At 74.1% G+C, this 18,038-nt stretch carries 18 protein-coding genes; 13 read left to right on the top strand and 5 right to left on the bottom strand.

The genetic code is table 11. From position 1 onward, the window contains the following. Positions 1 to 44: 44 nt before the first annotated feature. The 4 genes from ACZ6Y1_RS30675 to ACZ6Y1_RS30660 all read left to right on the top strand — a co-directional run bounded on the left by ACZ6Y1_RS30675 (position 45) and on the right by ACZ6Y1_RS30660 (position 4,541). On the top strand, positions 45 to 1,763 hold the full coding sequence (locus ACZ6Y1_RS30675) for a PP2C family protein-serine/threonine phosphatase (RefSeq protein ID WP_469637203.1): 1,719 nt from the start codon (positions 45 to 47) through the stop codon (positions 1,761 to 1,763). A gap of 38 nt (positions 1,764 to 1,801) precedes the next feature. Then, on the top strand, positions 1,802 to 2,896 hold the full coding sequence (locus ACZ6Y1_RS30670) for a carboxylate-amine ligase (RefSeq protein ID WP_469637561.1): 1,095 nt from the start codon (positions 1,802 to 1,804) through the stop codon (positions 2,894 to 2,896). 106 nt (positions 2,897 to 3,002) lie between these two features. Continuing rightward, a complete protein-coding gene (locus ACZ6Y1_RS30665; RefSeq protein ID WP_469637200.1) occupies positions 3,003 to 3,329 on the top strand; it encodes a type II toxin-antitoxin system RelE family toxin in 327 nt (108 codons plus the stop codon). A gap of 99 nt (positions 3,330 to 3,428) precedes the next feature. Then, positions 3,429 to 4,541: a glutamate--cysteine ligase gene (locus ACZ6Y1_RS30660; protein WP_469637197.1), complete on the top strand. Its 1,113-nt coding sequence runs from the start codon at positions 3,429 to 3,431 to the stop codon at positions 4,539 to 4,541. A gap of 41 nt (positions 4,542 to 4,582) precedes the next feature. Here ACZ6Y1_RS30660 and ACZ6Y1_RS30655 read toward each other — a convergent pair whose 3' ends face one another. Continuing rightward, positions 4,583 to 5,056: a cupin domain-containing protein gene (locus ACZ6Y1_RS30655; RefSeq protein ID WP_469637194.1), complete on the bottom strand. Its 474-nt coding sequence runs from the start codon at positions 5,054 to 5,056 to the stop codon at positions 4,583 to 4,585. Between the two features lie 176 nt (positions 5,057 to 5,232). Between ACZ6Y1_RS30655 and ACZ6Y1_RS30650 the strand changes: the two genes are divergently transcribed. The 7 genes from ACZ6Y1_RS30650 (at position 5,233) to ACZ6Y1_RS30620 (ending at position 10,743) form a co-directional block, all read left to right on the top strand. Continuing rightward, entirely contained in the window at positions 5,233 to 5,406 is a 174-nt protein-coding gene (locus ACZ6Y1_RS30650) for a hypothetical protein (protein ID WP_469637191.1), read from the top strand. A gap of 74 nt (positions 5,407 to 5,480) precedes the next feature. Then, positions 5,481 to 6,527 (top strand): glycosyltransferase family protein, encoded by a 1,047-nt coding sequence (locus tag ACZ6Y1_RS30645; protein WP_469637188.1) that lies wholly within the window; start codon positions 5,481 to 5,483, stop codon positions 6,525 to 6,527. After that, on the top strand, positions 6,524 to 7,597 hold the full coding sequence (locus ACZ6Y1_RS30640; protein WP_469637185.1) for a glycosyltransferase: 1,074 nt from the start codon (positions 6,524 to 6,526) through the stop codon (positions 7,595 to 7,597). Before ACZ6Y1_RS30645 ends, ACZ6Y1_RS30640 begins: the two co-directional genes overlap by 4 nt. Further along, a complete protein-coding gene (locus tag ACZ6Y1_RS30635) occupies positions 7,594 to 8,592 on the top strand; it encodes a glycosyltransferase (RefSeq protein ID WP_469637182.1) in 999 nt (332 codons plus the stop codon). Before ACZ6Y1_RS30640 ends, ACZ6Y1_RS30635 begins: the two co-directional genes overlap by 4 nt. Then, positions 8,580 to 9,494 (top strand): glycosyltransferase family 2 protein, encoded by a 915-nt coding sequence (locus ACZ6Y1_RS30630; protein WP_469637179.1) that lies wholly within the window; start codon positions 8,580 to 8,582, stop codon positions 9,492 to 9,494. The genes ACZ6Y1_RS30635 and ACZ6Y1_RS30630 overlap by 13 nt, the downstream gene beginning before the upstream one ends. Positions 9,495 to 9,498: 4 nt before the next feature. Further along, the gene (locus tag ACZ6Y1_RS30625; RefSeq protein WP_469637176.1) at positions 9,499 to 10,314 is read left to right on the top strand and encodes an SDR family oxidoreductase; all 816 of its coding nucleotides are present in this window, start codon (positions 9,499 to 9,501) and stop codon (positions 10,312 to 10,314) included. Between the two features lie 162 nt (positions 10,315 to 10,476). After that, complete coding sequence (locus ACZ6Y1_RS30620) at positions 10,477 to 10,743, top strand: protealysin inhibitor emfourin (protein WP_469637172.1); 267 nt, start codon at positions 10,477 to 10,479, stop codon at positions 10,741 to 10,743. A 92-nt stretch (positions 10,744 to 10,835) separates the two neighbouring features. Here ACZ6Y1_RS30620 and ACZ6Y1_RS30615 read toward each other — a convergent pair whose 3' ends face one another. From ACZ6Y1_RS30615 to ACZ6Y1_RS30600, 4 genes are all read right to left on the bottom strand, one after another. Beyond that, positions 10,836 to 11,333 carry a DUF5709 domain-containing protein gene (locus ACZ6Y1_RS30615; RefSeq protein ID WP_469637169.1) on the bottom strand — a complete coding sequence of 166 codons (498 nt, stop codon included), beginning with the start codon at positions 11,331 to 11,333 and terminating at the stop codon, positions 10,836 to 10,838. Positions 11,334 to 11,373: 40 nt separating this feature from the next. Beyond that, positions 11,374 to 11,553, bottom strand: a complete 180-nt coding sequence (locus tag ACZ6Y1_RS30610) for a hypothetical protein (RefSeq protein ID WP_469637166.1) — start codon at positions 11,551 to 11,553, stop codon at positions 11,374 to 11,376. Positions 11,554 to 11,674: 121 nt separating this feature from the next. Further along, positions 11,675 to 12,916 (bottom strand): FUSC family protein, encoded by a 1,242-nt coding sequence (locus ACZ6Y1_RS30605; protein ID WP_469637163.1) that lies wholly within the window; start codon positions 12,914 to 12,916, stop codon positions 11,675 to 11,677. A 48-nt stretch (positions 12,917 to 12,964) separates the two neighbouring features. After that, positions 12,965 to 13,345, bottom strand: coding sequence for a profilin (locus ACZ6Y1_RS30600; RefSeq protein WP_469637160.1), 381 nt, complete (start codon positions 13,343 to 13,345; stop codon positions 12,965 to 12,967). 309 nt (positions 13,346 to 13,654) lie between these two features. Between ACZ6Y1_RS30600 and ACZ6Y1_RS30595 the strand changes: the two genes are divergently transcribed. Both ACZ6Y1_RS30595 and ACZ6Y1_RS30590 read left to right on the top strand, forming a co-directional pair. Further along, positions 13,655 to 15,436: an N-acetylglutaminylglutamine amidotransferase gene (locus ACZ6Y1_RS30595; RefSeq protein WP_469637157.1), complete on the top strand. Its 1,782-nt coding sequence runs from the start codon at positions 13,655 to 13,657 to the stop codon at positions 15,434 to 15,436. Positions 15,437 to 15,485: 49 nt separating this feature from the next. After that, positions 15,486 to 17,567 carry a S9 family peptidase gene (locus ACZ6Y1_RS30590; protein ID WP_469637152.1) on the top strand — a complete coding sequence of 694 codons (2,082 nt, stop codon included), beginning with the start codon at positions 15,486 to 15,488 and terminating at the stop codon, positions 17,565 to 17,567. The last annotated feature ends 471 nt before the right edge of the window (positions 17,568 to 18,038 follow it).

The raw sequence follows: 18,038 nt of genomic DNA, 5'->3' as shown, positions 1-18,038 counted from the left end.
CGCAGCACCGGTCACCCCCCACGCACTCCGAGCCGGTGAGGACGATGACGCCACTGATTCCCCAGGATTGCGACTCGCTCAAACAGCTCGTGCGGCGCGAGGTCACGGCCCTGCGCACGGCCGCCCGCCGGGGCGCCGGAGTGCGCCTCGACGACGGCCCCGAGCCCGGACCTCCGGGCGAGGAGCCGGGGCCGGTCTGCGCGTGCGGCGGCCCGGAGGGTCCCGGGCACGCGTGCGGCGACGGGGCGGACGGCGAGCTGGACCCCTGGGCCTGCGTGTGCGCGACGCTCCCCGCGATCCCCGTCTCGGCCGCGCTCCTCGAACCCGTCCGCGACGAGGACGGCACGACCGTGGACTTTACGGTCAAGGCCGGCAACCACGTGCGCTCCGCCCCGTGGCTCGAGGCGCCCGAACGGCAGATCGGGCGCCGGATCCTGGAAGTCCAGCCCGGAGCGGCGGCAGGCGGCCTGATCGGCGCGCTCGCCGGCGTCCTGGGCACCGGCCGCGCCCTTCGGGCGCACGCGGTCGACTACACCGAGCAGCGCAGCGACGGCCTCCACCGCACGCAGCTGCTGTACGACGCGGCGTCCTGCGGGGACAAGGTCCTGGTCACCTGGAGGCCCGCCCGCAACCGGACGGAGCTTCTCTCGCTCGACGCCCAGTACATCGCCTCCATGGGCTGGGGCACGTGGGACCTGCTGTCCGGGAGCACCATATGGTCCGAGGGGCTGCACGCGATCTTCCGTACGGAGGCCGGGCGGCCCCTGTCGATGCTGGAGCTGTGCGACGCGGTGCTCCTCGACGACGTGCCCCTCTTCGCCAAGATGCTGACCCGGCTCCTCGACGGCGAGGAGCCGGGCGGGGAGGAGATCCGCTTCGAGGTGCTCGGCGAGGTCCGCACCCTCCACCTGGTGGGTCACCCCGTCATCGCCAGGGACGGACTGCCCTGGGCCCTGCACCTCATCGCCCGGGACCTGACCGCCCAGGTGCGCAGCCGGCAGCGGCTCGCGGCCACCCGGCGCCAGAGCGAACGGCTGCGCGAGGAAGCGGCGGCCGAGCGCCAGGTGGCCACCGCGCTGCGCGAGGCGCTGCTGCCCGTGCACTCGGCGGAGCTGGCACGGCTCGGCCTGTCCTTCGCGGCGGCCTATCTGCCCGCGGAATCCGCCGTCGGCGGCGACTGGTACAAATGCCGGCTGCTCCCGGACGGCCGGATCCTGCTCGCCATCGGCGACGCCTGCGGCCACGGCCTCGGCGCGGTGGCCCGGATGGCGCAGCAGCGGCACGCGCTCGCCGGGCTCGCGCACGCCCCCGGCACCCATGCCGGGCAGCTGGCCACCTGGCTCAACGAGCTGCTGTGCGCCGACCCGGCGGCCGAGACGGCGACCGGGGTCATCGGCCACCTGGACGCGGAGCGTCACTACCGGTGGGCGTCCGCGGGGCACCCCGCACCGCTGCTGCTGCGCGACGGCCGCGCCTCGGCACTCGCCACGGACCACCGGGGGCCGCTGTTCGGACTGCTGCCCGGTCACGAGTACGCGACCGACACCGTCGCCCTGCGGCCGGGCGACCTGCTGCTGCTCTACACAGACGGTATGGTCGAGCGGCGCGGGGAGGACATCACCGACGGTGTGGACGCCCTCCGCTCGGTGCTGCTGTCGTGCAGCGGGCTCGACGCGCAGGCGGCTCTCGACCGCATCATGGCCGCCTACACCCCCGAGGACCACGAGGACGACACCTGCCTGGTGGCCCTCCGGCTCGCCTGAGAGGGAGTGATCATGACGTGACGGGGAAGCCGCAGGATGTGATCACGGTCGGTGTCGAGGAAGAGTACCTGCTGGTGGACCCGGCCAACGGGCTCCCCGCCCCGTTCGTCGAGCGCGTACGCCGCACAGCGGGCCTGAGCCCGCTCGCAGGACGGGACGAGATCCAGGACGAGCTGCTGCAAGCTCAGATCGAGGTGGCCACCCCGGTGTGCACCGACCTGGAGGAGGTGGGCGGGCACCTGCTGCGCCTGCGCCACGCGGTCGGCTCGGCGGCGGAGGAGAACGGCTGCCGGATCGCGGCCACGGGCGCCGCCCCCGTGCGCGGGACCCGGCCGGTCCCCGTGACCCCGACGCCGCGCTACCTGAGGCTGGAGGGGAACGCCCGCCGGCTGGTCGACGAGCAGCTGATCAGCGGGATGCACGTCCACGTGTCCGTTCCCGACCCCGGAACGGGGGTCGCGGTGCTCGACCGCATCCGCGTATGGCTGCCGACCCTGCTGGCCATGTCCGCCAACTCGCCGTTGTGGGAGGGACAGGACACCGGCTTCGCGAGCTGGCGCACGATCGTCTTCGGCCGGTGGCCGGTCAGCGGACCGCCTCCGTACTTCGACGACTCCGCCGACTACGAACAGCGTCTGGACGCCCTCGTGGACTCGGGCGTGATCGCCGACCGGGGGCAGGTGTACTGGCAGGCACGGCTCTCCGATCGCTACCCCACCGTCGAGGTGCGGTGCCTGGACGTGCAGCTGGGAGCCGAGGACGCCGTCATGCTCGCGGGCATCGTCCGCGCGCTGGTCGCCACGGCGATCGCCGACGAGAAGGCGGGCCTCCCCAGGCCCCGTCCGGCCCCGGAGCTGCTCCAGGCCGGAAACTGGCACGCGGCCCGGTACGGCCTGAACGGCCACCTGGTCGACACGCAGGGCCGGCCGCGCAGCAGCGGGGACGTCCTGTGCTCCCTCCTGCAGTACATCACCCCGGCCCTGGAGGCGGCCGGTGACCTCCGGCAGGTGAGCTCCCTCGTGCACCGGCTGCTCCAGGAGGGCACCCCCGCGGACCGCCAGCGCCGGGCCCTGGCGGAAGGCGGACTGCCGGGACTCCTCGGACTGATCACGGGCGCGCCCACGTCCGACTGAGGCCCGTCCCGGCCCGGCCCTCGTGGCCGCGTCCGGACCCGGGGCGGGCATGGAGGCCGGGAAGGCGGGTAGGTGCCGGGGTCCCCGTGGGAACGGAGGACCCGGCATGCACGGATTCCCGGGCGAGGACGCCGTGGGACCCCGTCGGCGGGCCCCGGCATCGAACGCCCGGCCCCGGAGCCGGATCGTCTGGGAGACGGCCGCCGTGGAAGCGGCCGCGCGGTTCCTGGGGGACGACCCGGACGGCCTGCGCCTGCTCCTCGACTCGGCCGACCTGCTGGCGGCGCGGCCCCGGCCCGCCGGGACCGCCGAGTACGGCTCGCCCGACGTGCGGCGGATGCACGCCGGCCGGTACCGGATGCTCTACCGCGTCACCGACGTCGTCGCCGACGCGGCCACCATCGTGGTGCTCCATGTCGGCCGGGTGGGCTGACGCCCACCACGCCCGCGCCGCACGGCCCGCACGGCGGCATGCCCCGGCGCGGCCGGGGCAGACGCGGGGCATCTGACGGTCGGATCGAGGGGTGGCGGCATGCGAAGCGTAGGCGTGGAAGAAGAGCTGCTGCTCGTGGACCCGCACAGCGGTGCCCCGCTCGCCGTCTCGGGGGCCGTCCTCGCGGCCGCGGACCGCCTGGCCTGGAACCGTCCCGGCGCCGACGGCCCGGAGCACGCGTTCGAGAAGGAACTGCAGGAGGAGCAACTGGAGTTCGCCACCAAACCGGTCACGGACATGGGTGAGCTCCAGGAGGAGATCGTCCGCATACGCCGGGAGGCGGCCCGGCACGCGGCGAGCGCCGGCGCCGTCGTCGCGGCGGTGGCGACGTCACCGCTGCCCGTGCAGCCCTCGCTGAGCGCCGGCCGGCGCTACCGCTGGCTGGGCGAACAGTTCGGACTGACCGCACAGGAGCAACTGACCTGCGGGTGCCACGTCCACGTATCGGTGGACTCGGACGAAGAGGGCGTCGCCGTCCTGGACCGCATCAGGCCCTGGCTGGCCGTCCTGACGGCGATGAGCGCCAACTCGCCCTTCTGGCAGGGCGAGGACAGCGGATACGCCGGCTACCGCGGCCGGGTGTGGAACCGGTGGCCCTCCGCCGGTCCGGTCGAGCTCTTCGGCTCCGCGGACCGCTACCACGAGCAGGTCGCCGCGATGATCGGCACCGGTGTGCTGCGCGACGAAGGGATGATCTACTTCGACGCGCGCCTGTCGGCCACCTACCCCACCGTGGAGGTCCGGGTGGCGGACGTCTGCCTGGACGCCGCCACGCCCGTCCTGCTCGCCGCCCTCGTCCGCGGCCTGGTCGAGACGGCGTCGCGCGCCTGGCAGGAGGGGCGTCCCCCGGCCAGGGTCGGGACCAGCCTGCTGCGGCTGGCCTCCTGGCAGGCCGCACGCTCAGGTCTGGACGGACCCCTGCTGCACCCGGAAACCATGCGGGAGACGTGCGCCGAGCACGCCGTCGACGCCCTGTACCAGCACGTACGTGAGGCGCTGACGGACCACGGTGACGACGAGTACGTCCGCGAGGCCCTCGCACAACTGCAGGAACGGGGCAACGGCGCCCGCACGCAACGCCGGCTGCACGCCGCCGGACGCACGCTCGCGTCCGTCGTCACCGACTGCGCGGAGATGACGGTCGGGGCCTGAACGCCGAGCGGACCGGCTCCGGGGACGTCGCCGGCCCGCCCTCAGGGCAGGCCCAGGCGCAGCGCCGGATCCGCCGGGCAGTCCACGGCGTCGGGGCCGGGGGACGCGAAGACGTGCACCGTGACCGTCGGCCCGGCCTCACGCACCGCGTGCATCCGGTGGTAGAAGGTCTCGTCGAAGCAGAATCCGCGTCCCGCGCCGACCTCGTCGGTGTGCGGAGCGCTGCCCAGCCGGGCCCTGGCGTGGGTCAGCGCACCCCGGGCGACGAAGACCGCGCCCCGGATCCGCTCGTGGTCGAGGTACGCCGCCCCCGGCGGCAGACTGTGCCAGCCGAGGGCCCACACCCCGAGGCCGTCGGCGCGGAACAGCCGGACCCAGCTCCGTTCGCCGTCCCGCTCCGCGAGCCGCCCTCGCCACCGCAGGTAGTCACGGCCCGCGTCGAAGGCGATCTCTAGCAGCTCCTCCGGCTCTATGAGTCGGCTGCCCGGCAGGGGGGCTGTCGCTCGTGCGTTCATCCGTACACACCGCCTCGCCACACGTCGCAGCATCGGGGGCGAGCGCCTGCCCGCTCCCCGACGTCCCATGCGGTACGCGTGGTGCACGGGGCATGTGGCGGGTCCCGATGGGTACGCGCCGGTCAGTACGCCGTCCACGAGGCGTCCCGACCAACCCAGCAAGGAGGTGTTCGGCCATGGAGTTCCAGGCGGACACCCAGCCGACCGGTACCCGGATCGCGACCGACGAACGCGTCCGTACGTGCAGGCCCGCCCTGGTGCGACAGACCCGTTGCGGTGACGGCCCCGGCGAGGTCCACTCGCAAGCCGAGACCGGCTCGGAGTGGAACATCGTCCGCGGCGAAGACTAGGCCACGCCATGTCTCAGGCCCGCCCCCCGCTCGGAGCCGCGCCACGCGGCCGGCTGCGGCCGAGGGAGATCAAGGTGGCATCGGTCCCGGCCGGGCACGTGTACGTACGGCACATCCACGCGCCCGACGGCTCGGACGGCGTGACGCTGCTGGGTGACCCGCGCCCCAACGGGGCTCCCAGCACCTCCCAGCAGTGGTGGCCCCCCGTCATGCTGGACCCCGACTGGGTCCGCGCCAACCACCGGACGTTCGACGTGTTCCACTTGCACTTCGGCTTCGACGCCGAGAGCCCGGCCAGGCTGGGCGCCCTCGTCGCCGAACTGCGGCGCCACGGAAAGCCCCTGGTGCAGACGGTCCACGACCTGCGCAACCCGCACCACCCCGACCGCCGCGCCCACGACGCGGCCCTCGACGTCCTGATCCCCGCCGCCGACTGCCTCATCACCCTCACACCGGGAGCGGCCGCCGAGATCGCGGCCCGCTGGCAGCGCACCGCCCACGTACTGCCCCACCCGCACATCGTCGAGGAGCCCGCGCTTTCCCGTCCCCGCGGCCCCCGGAGCGAGTTCGTCGTCGGAGTGCACGCGAAGAGCCTGCGCCCGAACATGGCGCCCCTGCCGGTCGTCCGGGCACTGGCCGCCATCACCGCGAACCTGCCCGACGCCCGGCTGCGCGTGGACATCCACAACGACACCCACGACCCCGCCGCCCGCGCCCACGCCCCCGAGGTCGTGGCGGGACTGGCCGAGCTCGCCGGGGACCACCTGCTGGACCTGCGGGTGCACGACTACTTCGACGACGCCGACCTGTGGAGCTACCTGCAGTCCCTTGACCTGTCGGTGCTGCCCTACACCTTCGGCACCCACTCCGGCTGGCTGGAGGCCTGCCACGACCTGGGCACCGCCGTGGCGGCCCCGGACTGCGGCTACTACGCCGAGCAACGCCCCTGCCACATCTACCGGCACGGCGCCGGCGGTCTGGACGTGTCGTCCCTCGAAGCGGCCGTACGGCAGGCCCACGCGCAGAGGCCCGCCCCGAGGGCCGACCCCCGTGACCGCGCACGCGAGCGGGAGGCCGTGGCCGGTGCCCACCGGGCCCTCTACGAGCGCTGCCTGTCATGAGCCGCCGGCTGAGCATCGCCTTGATCGCGTCGGCCCGCCATCCCATCCGGGAGCCGTTCGCCGGCGGCCTGGAGGCGCACACGTGGGCCCTCGCCGCGGCGCTGCGCGACCGGGGACACCACATCTCGCTCTTCGCCGCACCGGGTTCGGACCCGGCGCTGGACGTACGCGAACTCGCCGTGCACACCCCGCGCCTGAGCGCGGCCGCCCGGGCGGACCTGAGCATGCCCGATCCGGCCGCACTGGACGAACACCACGCCTACCTGAGGCTGATGCTCGACCTCGCGCACGGCGCCGGCGGGCCCACGTACGACCTCGTGCACAACAACAGCCTGCACTACCTGCCGGTCGCCATGGCGCCGGCCGTGGCCGCACCGGTCGTCACCACCCTCCACACCCCGCCCACCCCGTGGCTGGAGTCCGCGATCCAGACCGACCTGACGGGGTCCGGAGTCTTCACCGCCGTCAGCGATCACACGGCGCGCGCCTGGCAGCCCCTGGTGCGCTCGGCCCGCGTGGTGCACAACGGCATAGACCTGCGGCGCTGGCCCTGCGGCCCCGGTGGCGGCGGTCTCGTCTGGTACGGCCGGATCGTCCCGGAGAAGGGCGCGGCCCTCGCCATCGCGGCGGCCCGGGCGACGGGCCTGCCGCTGACGCTGGCCGGCCCGGTCGCGGACCGCAGCTACTTCCACCGACGCGTCGCCCCCCACCTCGGCGGGCGCATCCGGTACGCGGGCCACCTGGCCCGCGCGGAACTGGCGGCCCTGGTCGGCTCCGCCTCCGCCACCCTCGTCACCCCCTGCTGGGACGAACCGTACGGACTGGTCGTCGCGGAATCCCTGGCCTGCGGCACCCCGGTGTGCGGATTCGACCGCGGGGCCCTCGCCGAGATCCTCACCCCTGACTGCGGGCGTCTCGTCCCGTACCCCGATGTGACCGCACTGGCCGAAGCGATCGGACCGGTCCGCGCGCTCAGCCGCCGCGCCTGCCGGGGGCGAGCCGCTGAGTTCTGCTCCATCGGGCACATGACGGACGGCTACGAGTCCTTCTACGAGGAGCTGTTGGAGTGATCGGCTACTACGTGCACCACCAGGGCCTCGGCCACCTCCACCGTGCCCAGTGCATCGCCGAGCAGGCGCACTGCACCATCACCGGCCTCTCCAGCCTGGACCCACCGGCCGGCTGGCCCGGACCCTGGGTGCACCTCCCCCCGGACACCGGCGGCACGGCCGTCGTCGACCCCGGGGCCCAGGGGCGACTGCACTGGGCGCCGCTCGGTCACGACGGGTACACGGGGCGCATGGCCGCCATCGCCGCCTGGCTCGCCCGGGCCCGTCCCGCGCTGGTGGTGAGCGACGTCTCCGTCGAAGTCGTCTGCCTGGCACGGCTCATGGGATTTCCCGTGGTGGTGGCGGCCATGCGCGGCGACCGCCTCGATCCCGCGCACCGGCTCGGCCACGACCTGGCGGTGCGGCTGCTCGCCCCCTGGCCGGCCTCGGCCCCCGAGCCGGGCTGGCCCGCGCACTGGTACGACAAGACCGTCTACGCGGGCGCGTTCTCGCGGAACGACGGCCGGGACGCCACCGCTCCGCCCCCCGACGGGACGCGCCGCGTCCTGCTCATGCTCGGAGCCGGCGGCAGCGGCATCACCGCGGCGCAGGTCCGGGCGGCCGGAGCCGCGACCCCGGACTGGCAGTGGGACCTGCTCGGCACACCGCTCGGAGCGTGGGCCGCGGACCCGTGGCCGCGGATCTGCGCCGCCGACGTCGTGGTCACCCACGGCGGCCAGAACGCCGTCGCCGAGTGCGCGGCCGCGCGACGCCCCGCCGTCGTCCTGCCGCAGGAACGGCCGTACGGCGAACAGCGGGCCACGGCAAGGGCCCTGCGCGGGGCCGGGCTGGCCGTCGTACGGGAACACTGGCCCGAGCCGGGCCAGTGGCCCGGCCTCCTCGAGGAGGCGGCCGCCCACGACGGCGCCGCCTGGGCGCGCTGGGCCCCGGGTGACGGTGCCCGGCGGGCCGCCCGGGCCCTCGACGCACTGGCGGGTGCACCGTGGGACGGCTGAGGGCCGAGGAGGGCGGCGCGCGGCAGCACGCCGCGGACCCGGTGGCCGTCATCACCCTCGTGGCGGGGCGGCACCGGCACCTCGCGCTCCAGCAGACCGCCCTCGGCCGCGGCACCCGGGCACCGGACGACTACGTGGTCGTCACGATGGACGATCCGGCCGCCGGCCGTCTCGCCGAGCTGGGCAGGCCGCGGGCGCACGTGCTGCCGGTACCCGTCCCGTGCCCGGGGCGGCTGCCGCTGGCCGCCGCCCGCAACGCCGGCGCCCGTCGTGCCATGGAGCGGGGAGCCCGTGTACTGGTCTTCCTCGACGTGGACTGCGTACCCGGCCCGCAGACCGTCGCGCGCTACGCCGGGGCGGCGACCGACGGCGTGCTGCTGTGCGGGACGGTCGCCTACCTGCCGCCCCCGCCGCGAACCGGCTACCGGCTGTCGGAACTGCCCGCGCTGGCCGCTCCGCATCCCGCCCGGCCGGCTCCGGCCCCGGGCCGCGTCCTCACGGGCGGCGACCCGAACCTGTTCTGGTCGCTCTCGTTCGCCGTCACCGCCACCACCTGGCGGGCCATCGGCGGATTCTGCGAGGAATACGGCGGGTACGGGGGCGAGGACACCGACTTCGGCCGGCTCGCGGACCACGCGGGCGTCGGCCTGTGCTGGCTCGGCGGGGCCCCCGTCTACCACCAGTACCACCCCGTCCAGGACCCGCCCGTGCAGCACCTGGAGGACATCCTCCGCAACGGCGCCCTGTTCCGGCGGCGCTGGGGCGACTGGCCCATGCAGGGCTGGCTGCACGCCTTCGCCCGGCTGGGCCTGGCCCACCGGGACCCGGAGACCGGCGACTGGCTCGCACGCGCGGACACCACCGGCCCGGTGCAGACGACCACACGATCGACGGAAGGGTAGTGCGATGACGGGATTCGAACCGGGGGCGTGGACTCCTGTCGCGGCGGTGGTGACCGGCGCGGACTCGGGCATCGGGCGTGCCACCGCCGTGCGGCTCGCGCAGGCCGGACTCAGCGTGGGCATCACCTGGCACAGCGACGAGGAGGGCGCGCGGGAGACGGCGGCCGAGGTCCGCGGCCACGGCCGGTACGCGGCCCTCGCACACCTCGACCTGACCGAACTGCCGGCCGCCGCAGCCGTGATCGACGACCTCGCCGACGAACTCGGCCGGATCGACGTCCTGGTCAACAACGCGGGCACGGGCACGTCGACCCCGTTCCTGGACATCGAGCCGGGCACCGTCCGCGACGTGCTCGACGTCGACCTCGTCGGGCCGTTCCTGTGCTCGCAGCGCGCGGCCCGTCGCATGATCTCCCAAGGAGGCGGTGGCCGCATCGTCAACGTCACCTCGGTGCACGAGCACCAGCCGCGGGTCGGTGCGGCGCCGTACTGCGCGGCCAAAGCCGGCCTCGGACTGCTCACCCAGGTCATGGCGCTGGAACTGTCGGAGTACGGCATCACGGTCAACGCCGTGGCCCCGGGGGAGATCGCGACGCCGATGACCGGCCAGGAGGACACGGACGTGGCGGGGGAGTCCCGCGCCGGGATACCGCTGGGCCGGCCGGGGGACGCCCGCGAGGTGGCCGCGGTGATCGGCTTCCTCGCGGGCCCGGAGGCCTCCTACGTCACCGGGGCCTCCTGGGCCGTCGACGGCGGGATGCTCCGGATGGGCCCGATGGCCGGTTCCCACCTGACCGGGGCCGACTGGAGGCGGCCGTGAGGACGTGAAGGTCTGCACGCACGCTTTCGGCCATTGTGCGCCGATGGCGCGCCGCGCCGTGCGAACGCGGGTTCCGGGGGCAGACGAGGTGTGTCCACATCCGTGCGCCGCCCCCGGCCCGTGCGGCCTGTCCGGCGGCGTGATGTTCGAGGAGGTTCCATCATGCTGATCACCGTGACACGCACCGGCGGATTCGCGGGCGGGGAGCTGACCGCTGCCCTGGACACGTACTGCCGCACCGACGGCGCCGAACTGGAGCGGCTCGCCGAGGACGCGCTCAGCAGCGAGGGCCCGGCCGGACGCGGCCCCGTGCCCGACGGCTTCAGCTACTTCGTCCAGATCGACGGCAAGCTGATGGAGTTACACGACCCCTACCTCTCCGAGGAACAGCGGAAGCTGATCGACGCCGTCCTGGCCGAAGCGGTCTGAGCCCGTCCACCCGTCCCTCCCCCCCCCGGGCTCCGGGGGCGCCGTACCGGTCCTGTCCGGGCCGGTACGGCGCCGGCGAGGCAGCGGCAGGCTCACTCCTCCTCCGCTTCCTCCTCGACGACGTGCATGGCAGCCTCCTCCGCGGAAGCCGCCCCGCCGTCGATCCCGGCGTCCTGGGCCAGTACGGAGATGTGCCGCACCGGCGGTCCCTCGTCGACCGGAGCCATCCGGCCCGCCCGCTCCCGGCCCGCCGTGGTCACGTCGCCGCCGGGATCGAGGGTCATGTCGTCGCCCGGGTCCCCGGCAGGGCTGCCCCAGGGAATGACGTGCGCGTCGTCGGCCATGGCCTCGCCCTCCGGTTCCTCCTGGGCGAGGCGTTCGTCGAGGGTCTCACCGGCCTCCTGTTCCCGGCCGGTGGTGCCGTACCGCGTCGCGGCGACGGGGCGGTCGGGCGGTGAGTACCCCGTGTCCAGCGTCGCGTCGAGATCGGGTTCACCGAGGGCGTTCTCCATGTCCGGCTGCGACTCGCCGGGCTCCGCCTCCTGCTGGGGCTGGTGGACGTCGTCCCCTCGGGCGCCGTTTACGGTCATGACCCTCGCCTCCTTCTTCCGCCTGCCGTGGCTCAGTGGCTCACACGTCCGGCCCGGGTTCCTCGTCGGCCTCGCCCCGTTCCCGTCCGGCGGGGCGGCCCGCTTGGAAGAGGCCGACCATCCGGTCCATGAGGTCGTCGAAGTCCTGCCACGGAGTCTCCGGTGCCTGACCGGTGTGGCGGACGGTCCTGTGCGGGTGGCTGCCGCGCGTCGACGTCATGATGACCTCCTCATGTGCCCCCGATCGTCACCCCCCGGGACGCGTGCACCTTCCCCGGATCGTCACGTTCATGCCGCTGAGCCGCGCCGTCGCCCCGCCGGGCGGGTCCTGTCGGCGGGCCCTATCGGCGGCTCACGCGGCGCACCGCGCGGTGGATCCGGGTGCCGTGCTCATGGCGCAGCCTGGAATGCCGGTCCAGCTCCTCCATGAGCCGCTGGGACCGCTTGTCCACGTCGAGCTCGTCCAGCACCCGGTCCACGTCCGCGAGCAGGGCCCCGTACAACTGCCATTGAGCGGGTGAGCTGCGCAGCTGTTCCAGGAGCAGGCCGGCCATGAGATCGCGGCTCTCGCGCGCCATGCCCAGTTCCTGTGTGAGCCGTTCTTCCTGCTCCTCGGCGTTGGTGCTGACCTGCGCGGTGATCAGCCGGGAGAAGCTGTGCACCGCGAGCGCCATGTGCCCGAACAGGTCCCGCACGGCGCCCGCCACTTCGGGAGCGAACAACGGTTCGTCCGCACGTGCCTTCGCCAGGTCGGTGAGCGCCCGCGCCGAGACGCGGAGCACGACCGCGCAGATCTCCAGCGTGTCCAGCCCCGTGCGCAGCACCAGCCGGAACATCAGCCCTTCCCGGACCCGGGGGTTCATGCGCAGGCTGTCCTCCGCCTGGCGCAGCGCGGAGTCGACCCCGGCGATGTCGTTGTCGAGCCGGCGCGCCTCGTGCAGCCGGGACGCCGCGTCGGCGACGGTGGTGCGCCCGGAGAGCTCGTTCGCCATGCCGGTCATCAGGGCCGCCATCCGGGCGGCGAGGTCGTCGATGGCCCGGCTGGCGGGCTCCACCCAGACGGGCGGGGCGAACAGGAGGTTGAACGCCAGGCCGACCACCGCGCCGATCAGCGTCTCCAGCACCCGGTCCCAGGCGGTGTCCGCCACCCGCGTGACGCCGAGGACCAGCATCGCGCTGATCGCCACTTCCGGGACGAACTCGTCCACCCGGACCAGATGGCCGACCACCAGCGAGGCCAGGATGACCAGGCCGAGGCTCCACCAGGTCAGGCCCACGAGCGCGCTGAAGCCGATGGCGATCAGTACCCCCGCCACGACCGAGTTCACGCGGCGTACCCCGGTGGTGAGCGTGGAGTACAGGGTCACCTGGACCACGAGCAGGGCGGTGAGCGGGGCCGTCAGGGGCGCCGGTTCGCTGCTCAGCCGGAGCGCCACGACGTACGACACCACGGCGGCCCCGGTGGAACGCACGCTCTGCACGACCACGGGGTCGTGCCGCCTGCTCAGCAGCCTGCGCAGGAGAGAGTCGCGGGGAGGTGTGTCGTGGCGAGCTGTGTCGTGGGGAGACGCGTCGTGGGGCATACCCTTCCCCCTTCCCCCGGGGCCGCCGCGATCACACCGCCGGGCCCCTCAGTGGATGCGGGCGGCCAGCAGGTTCGCGAGGTTCTCCAGTGCCAGCGCGGCGTCCCCGGCGTGCTGTCCCTGCCCGTACAGGCCCACCACGATGAACGGCGGCTTCCGCACGGCGACGACCCCGGCGTCGGCGTTCCTGGCGTGCAGGAGTTCCGGACCCGCTTCCGCCGCGGTGTAGTGCACGCCGCCGACCACCAGCCCGTCGGCGACGGCGTCGGCGGGCGACGCGAACAGCCCGGCCAGCCGCCTGCCCTCCTGCACGGTCGTCAGGAAACGGCCGCTCGAAGCGCGGACGGAGCCGTCCATCCGCAGGACCTCGACCTCCTCCAGGAACGGGGATGTCGCTGTCCGGCGCAGATACGCGGCCAATGGATCCATGGCTCACCCTCCCGTCCTCACGGACCGGCCGGCCGGCCGGTCACGACCGCAGGGCCGTGCCCGCCTACCCACTCCGCCACAGCCCAATCTCCCGCACCGGCACGCGTCCGCGCGCCTCCGCCGCAGACCCCGGGCTTAAGGGGCGGCGGGGCCGGGCAGGCGCCCCACAAGCCGACCGCCCGGCCGGCCGGGCCGCACGGCACCGGCCGGAGGGACAAGGAGACGAAGAACCATGAAGTACGAGGAGGAGCCCTCCGGGGAGAGGGCGTCGGAGGGACGACCGCTTCGCGGCAGCGCCGGGGGTGCCTCATGTGCGGCCTGAGCGGTGAGCTGCGCCTGGACGGCGGCCGTCCCGACCTCGCCGCCGTCGAGCGCATGACGGACGCGCTGGAGCGGAGGGGACCCGACGGCCGGGGCGTCTGGTCGCAAGGAGCGGTCGCCCTGGGACACCGGCGGCTGAAGATCATCGACCTGTCGGAGCGCGGCGGCCAGCCCATGACCGACCCGCGGCTGGGCCTGACCGCGGTCTTCAACGGCTGCGTCTACAACTACCGTGAACTGCGCGGCCAACTCGAAGCGATGGGGCACCGCTTCTTCTCGGACTCCGACACCGAGGTGCTCGTCAAGGCCTACGCCCAGTGGGGACGCCGGTGCGTGGAGTTCCTCGTCGGCATGTTCGCCTTCGCGGTGGCGGAGCACCGCACGGGCCGTGTCGTGCTCGGCCGTGACCGGCTGGGCATCAAGCCCCTCTACGTGACCGAGGACGCCGAGCGCGTCCGGTTCGCCTCCTCCCTCCCGGCCCTGCTGGCCGGTGGAGGGGTGGACACGTCCGTGGACCCCCAGGCCCTGCACCACTACCTGAGCTGGCACGGCACGGTGCCGGCGCCCCGCACCGTGCTGACCGGGGTCAGGAAGCTGCCGCCCGCCACCGTCCGCGTGATCGAGAGCGACGGCTCCCGCGAGGACCACTGCTACTGGCAGCCCTCGTACACCCGCCGGCCCGAACTCGGTGAGGATCCGGCACTGTGGCGGGAAGCCGTGCACGACGCCCTGCGGACGGCGGTACGACGGCGCACGGTGGCCGACGTGCCCGTCGGCGTGCTCCTGTCGGGAGGGCTGGACTCCAGCCTGATCGTGGCCCTGATGGCCGAGCAGGGGCAGGAAGGCCTCGCCACGTTCGCCATGGGCTTCGAAGCGGAGAACGGCGAGTCCGGCGACGAGTTCCCGTACTCGGACCTGGTGTCCCGGCACTTCTCCACCGAGCACCACCGGTACACGGTGTCCTCCGACCGGCTTCCGGAGGCACTGGAGGCCGCGATCGGCGCCATGAGCGAGCCGATGGTCAGCCATGACGCCGTCGCGTTCCACCTGTTGTCCGAGCAGGTCGCGAGCGAGGTCAAGGTCGTCCTCTGCGGACAGGGCGCGGACGAGGTGTTCGCCGGCTACCACTGGTATCCGCCGATCGCATCGGCGTCCCGGGAGAACGCCGCCGAGGCGTACGCGGACGTGTACACCGACCGGAACCATGACCGCCTCACCGCCATGCTCAGCCCCCACGCGGCCCCGGCCCACGACGTCTCCATGCAGTTCGTCCGGTCCCACATGGGCACCCCGGGCGCCGAGACGGCCCTGGACGCGGCCCTGCGGATGGACATCCACGCGCTCATGCCCGACGACCCGGTCAAACGCGTCGACAACATGACGATGGCCTGGGGACTGGAGGCGAGGGTGCCGTTCCTGGACCACGAACTGGTCGAACTCGCCGCCGCCTGTCCCTCCGAACTCAAGCTCGCGCAAGGCGGCAAGGCCGTGCTGAAGGACATCGGACGCAAGATCCTGCCCCCGGGCGTCGTGGACCGGCCCAAGGGCTACTTCCCGGTCCCGGCGGTGCGGAACATGGCCCCGCCGGTACTGGAGCGCGTACGCGAGGCACTGGCCGCCCCCGAAGCGCGTCGGCGCGGGATCTTCGACCAGGAGTACGTGGCCGGGCTGCTGGCAGCACCCGGCCGGCACCGCGCCAGACGAGGGGCCAGCACGCTGTGGCAGGTGGCCTCGCTGGAGATCTGGCTGCAGGCGCACGGCATCCACTGATCCGAGCGATCCTGAGAGAGCAGGAGCCCCTGGAAAGGCGGACACGCCCTTGGAACGCACAGTGCCCCCGGCCGCCCCCGCTCCGGCTCCCGCGCCCGTGCGGGTGACGGACGACCACCACGCGGATCCGCCGACCCTCCTCCCCGCCCACGGCTGCTGGTACCCCTCGGCCGACCCCGGCGGCGAGCACGTGGCCTTCATCTGCGACCGCGCGGGCGTACCGCAGCTCTGGCGCGGGCCCGCCCGGGGAACCGACGCCCACGTCCTCGACGCCGGACCCGACCCGGTGACGGAGGTGTCGTGGTCCCCCGACGGGCGCTGGATCGCCTACACCGTGGCGCCCGGCGGAAGCGAGCACACCCAGGTACTGGCGGTGCGCCCGGACGGTACCGGCCGCCGCGTGCTGGCGGGCGCGGAGGCGGGTGGCTCCGCCCACCTCGGCTGCTGGACCCGCGACGGCACGGCCCTGGCCGTCACGGTCAGCGGGCCGTCCGAGGAGGGCCGCGGCCACGGCGGGACCGGCCACCTTCCCGAGGACGCCGCCGACGCCGCCGCGGGCGGAGAAGGCGCCCCCGCACCGGAATGGACCGAGCGCGGCGGCCCCGCGACCCTCCTCGGCCCCAGGGGCGGGCCCGAGTCCGCCCTCGGCGGTGCCCCCGCCGAGGGCGGACTCGCCGCCTACCTGGTCGACCCGGACGGAACGCACACCCCCGTCCTGCTCTACAGCGAGACGGGCGCCGCCTCCCTGCGCGTGTGCGACATGAGCGCGGACGGCCGCTTCGCGCTGGTCCGCCGCGGACCGAGGGGCCATCGCGAGGCACTCGTACGGGACACCTCGTCGCGCCGCACCACGTTCGCCGTGCGCGTCGCCGACGGAGACCCCTGGATCGGCCGGTTCTCCGCCGACGGGCGGACACTGTGGCTGCGCAGTGACACCGAGCGTGAATTCGCGGCCCTGCTCAGGGTCCCGCTCGACACCGAGGGGGCGCCCCTGGCACCGTCCTGGGCAGCCGCGCGCGAAGGGTCCGGCCTCGACCTGCTGGCCCTCCCCGACCACGGCCGCTGGGCCCTCCTCGCCTGGAACGTCCACGGCGCGACCGAACTCGAAAGCGTAGGCCTGCCCGCCGCGGCCGCGGAAGCCGGCGTCGGACCGCACCACCGCCCGGTCCTGCCGCACGAGGTGGTCACCCGGCTGGCGGCGGTCGGACGCGGCGGCACGTTCGCCGCGCTGTCCGGTTCGCGACGCAGGCCCGGCATCTGGGAGCTGGACGGCGGCTTCGCCCCCGTGCGCACCGGCTGGTCGGCGCCCGACCGGCAGGCCGCCCCGCCCGGGCGGCCTCCCGTACGCCCCGAGCCCCTGCGCTGCCGCGCCCGGGACGGACTGGTACTCGGCGGCTGGTACTACAGGGCGCCGGAACGCGATCCAGGCCGGCCTGCCCCCTGCGTGATCCACCTGCACGGCGGCCCGGAGGAACAGGAACGGCCGGTGTTCAACCCCGTCTACCACGAGCTCCTGGGCCGCGGCCTGGACGTCTTCGCCCCCGACGTCCGCGGCTCGTCCGGCTGGGGCCGCAGCTTCGTGGACGCCGATCTCGGCACCGGCCGGTTCGCGGCGATCGACGACATCGCGGACTGCGCCGCACACGCTGTGGAGCTGGGCTACGCCGATCCGCTGCGGCTCGGTGTCATGGGCCGCTCGTACGGCGGCTACCTCACCATGGCGTCGCTGGTCGGGCATCCGGAGCTCTTCCGCGCCGGGGTCGCCGTCTGCGGGATGTCCGACTTCGCGACGTTCTTCGCGGGTACGGAACCGTGGATCGCGCAGTCCGCCGCCGCGAAGTACGGCCACCCCGAACACGACCGCGAGCTGCTGCGCGCCCTGTCCCCGATGAGCCGCGTCGACCGGCTGCGGGCCCCGGTGCTGGCGATCCACGGTGAGCACGACACCAATGTGCCGCCGACGGAATCGGAACAGTTCGTCCGCGCGGCCCGCGAGCGAGGGGTTCCGGCGGAACTGCTGACCCTGCGCAACGAAGGCCACGACTTCCTGCGGGCGGACAACCGGCGCACCTACCGGCGCGCCGCCGCGGACTGGCTGGAGCGCCATCTCATGGCGAGCCCGGCCCCCTGAGCGGAGGACCGCAGGGGGTACGGACGGACGCGGACGGTGACATCCGGGCCGTCCGGCGGTGAGGCGCCCCACAGGACCCACGTCACATACGAGCCGGGGTAGTGGTTCCCGGAAGGTGCCGCAGGGCCGCCCCCTCGGGATGTGTCCGTGGGGTCGTTGCGCTTGTCCTGCGAGGGCGGCTAGTAGGTGGGCTCGTTGCCAGGGGTCGGGGGCGTCGGTAGAACTGGATGAGTCGCCGGGCGGCACGGGTGCTTCACCCGCCGCCCACGATCCCCTCTCCTTGGCGTGAGTGGCTCACGCATGCCTCTGGTGTGCCCGCGACTGCTCCTGTTCCCGTCGGAAGGTCTTTTCCGTGTCCAACGCCGTCATCCGCCGCATCGCCGCTTCGAAGAAGACCCTCGCGGGTTCCGTCCTCGCCCTGGGTGTCGCCGGCTCGATGCTGGCCACGGTTCCCGCGCAGGCCGCCCCGAT

The sequence above is a fragment of the Streptomyces sp. NPDC053432 genome, assembly GCF_055585365.1.
This window is presented reverse-complemented; position numbering and strand designations above follow the sequence as displayed.

Coding starts and splice junctions, on each gene's coding strand:
- ACZ6Y1_RS30625 (WP_469637176.1), top strand. CDS start 9,499: ATGACGGGATTCGAACCGGGGGCGTGGACTCCTGTCGCGGCGGTGGTG.
- ACZ6Y1_RS30620 (WP_469637172.1), top strand. CDS start 10,477: ATGCTGATCACCGTGACACGCACCGGCGGATTCGCGGGCGGGGAGCTG.
- ACZ6Y1_RS30655 (WP_469637194.1), bottom strand. CDS start 5,056: ATGAACGCACGAGCGACAGCCCCCCTGCCGGGCAGCCGACTCATAGAG.
- ACZ6Y1_RS30640 (WP_469637185.1), top strand. CDS start 6,524: ATGAGCCGCCGGCTGAGCATCGCCTTGATCGCGTCGGCCCGCCATCCC.
- ACZ6Y1_RS30665 (WP_469637200.1), top strand. CDS start 3,003: ATGCACGGATTCCCGGGCGAGGACGCCGTGGGACCCCGTCGGCGGGCC.
- ACZ6Y1_RS30595 (WP_469637157.1), top strand. CDS start 13,655: ATGTGCGGCCTGAGCGGTGAGCTGCGCCTGGACGGCGGCCGTCCCGAC.
- ACZ6Y1_RS30660 (WP_469637197.1), top strand. CDS start 3,429: ATGCGAAGCGTAGGCGTGGAAGAAGAGCTGCTGCTCGTGGACCCGCAC.
- ACZ6Y1_RS30605 (WP_469637163.1), bottom strand. CDS start 12,916: ATGCCCCACGACGCGTCTCCCCACGACACAGCTCGCCACGACACACCT.
- ACZ6Y1_RS30600 (WP_469637160.1), bottom strand. CDS start 13,345: ATGGATCCATTGGCCGCGTATCTGCGCCGGACAGCGACATCCCCGTTC.
- ACZ6Y1_RS30650 (WP_469637191.1), top strand. CDS start 5,233: ATGGAGTTCCAGGCGGACACCCAGCCGACCGGTACCCGGATCGCGACC.
- ACZ6Y1_RS30615 (WP_469637169.1), bottom strand. CDS start 11,333: ATGACCGTAAACGGCGCCCGAGGGGACGACGTCCACCAGCCCCAGCAG.
- ACZ6Y1_RS30610 (WP_469637166.1), bottom strand. CDS start 11,553: ATGACGTCGACGCGCGGCAGCCACCCGCACAGGACCGTCCGCCACACC.
- ACZ6Y1_RS30675 (WP_469637203.1), top strand. CDS start 45: ATGACGCCACTGATTCCCCAGGATTGCGACTCGCTCAAACAGCTCGTG.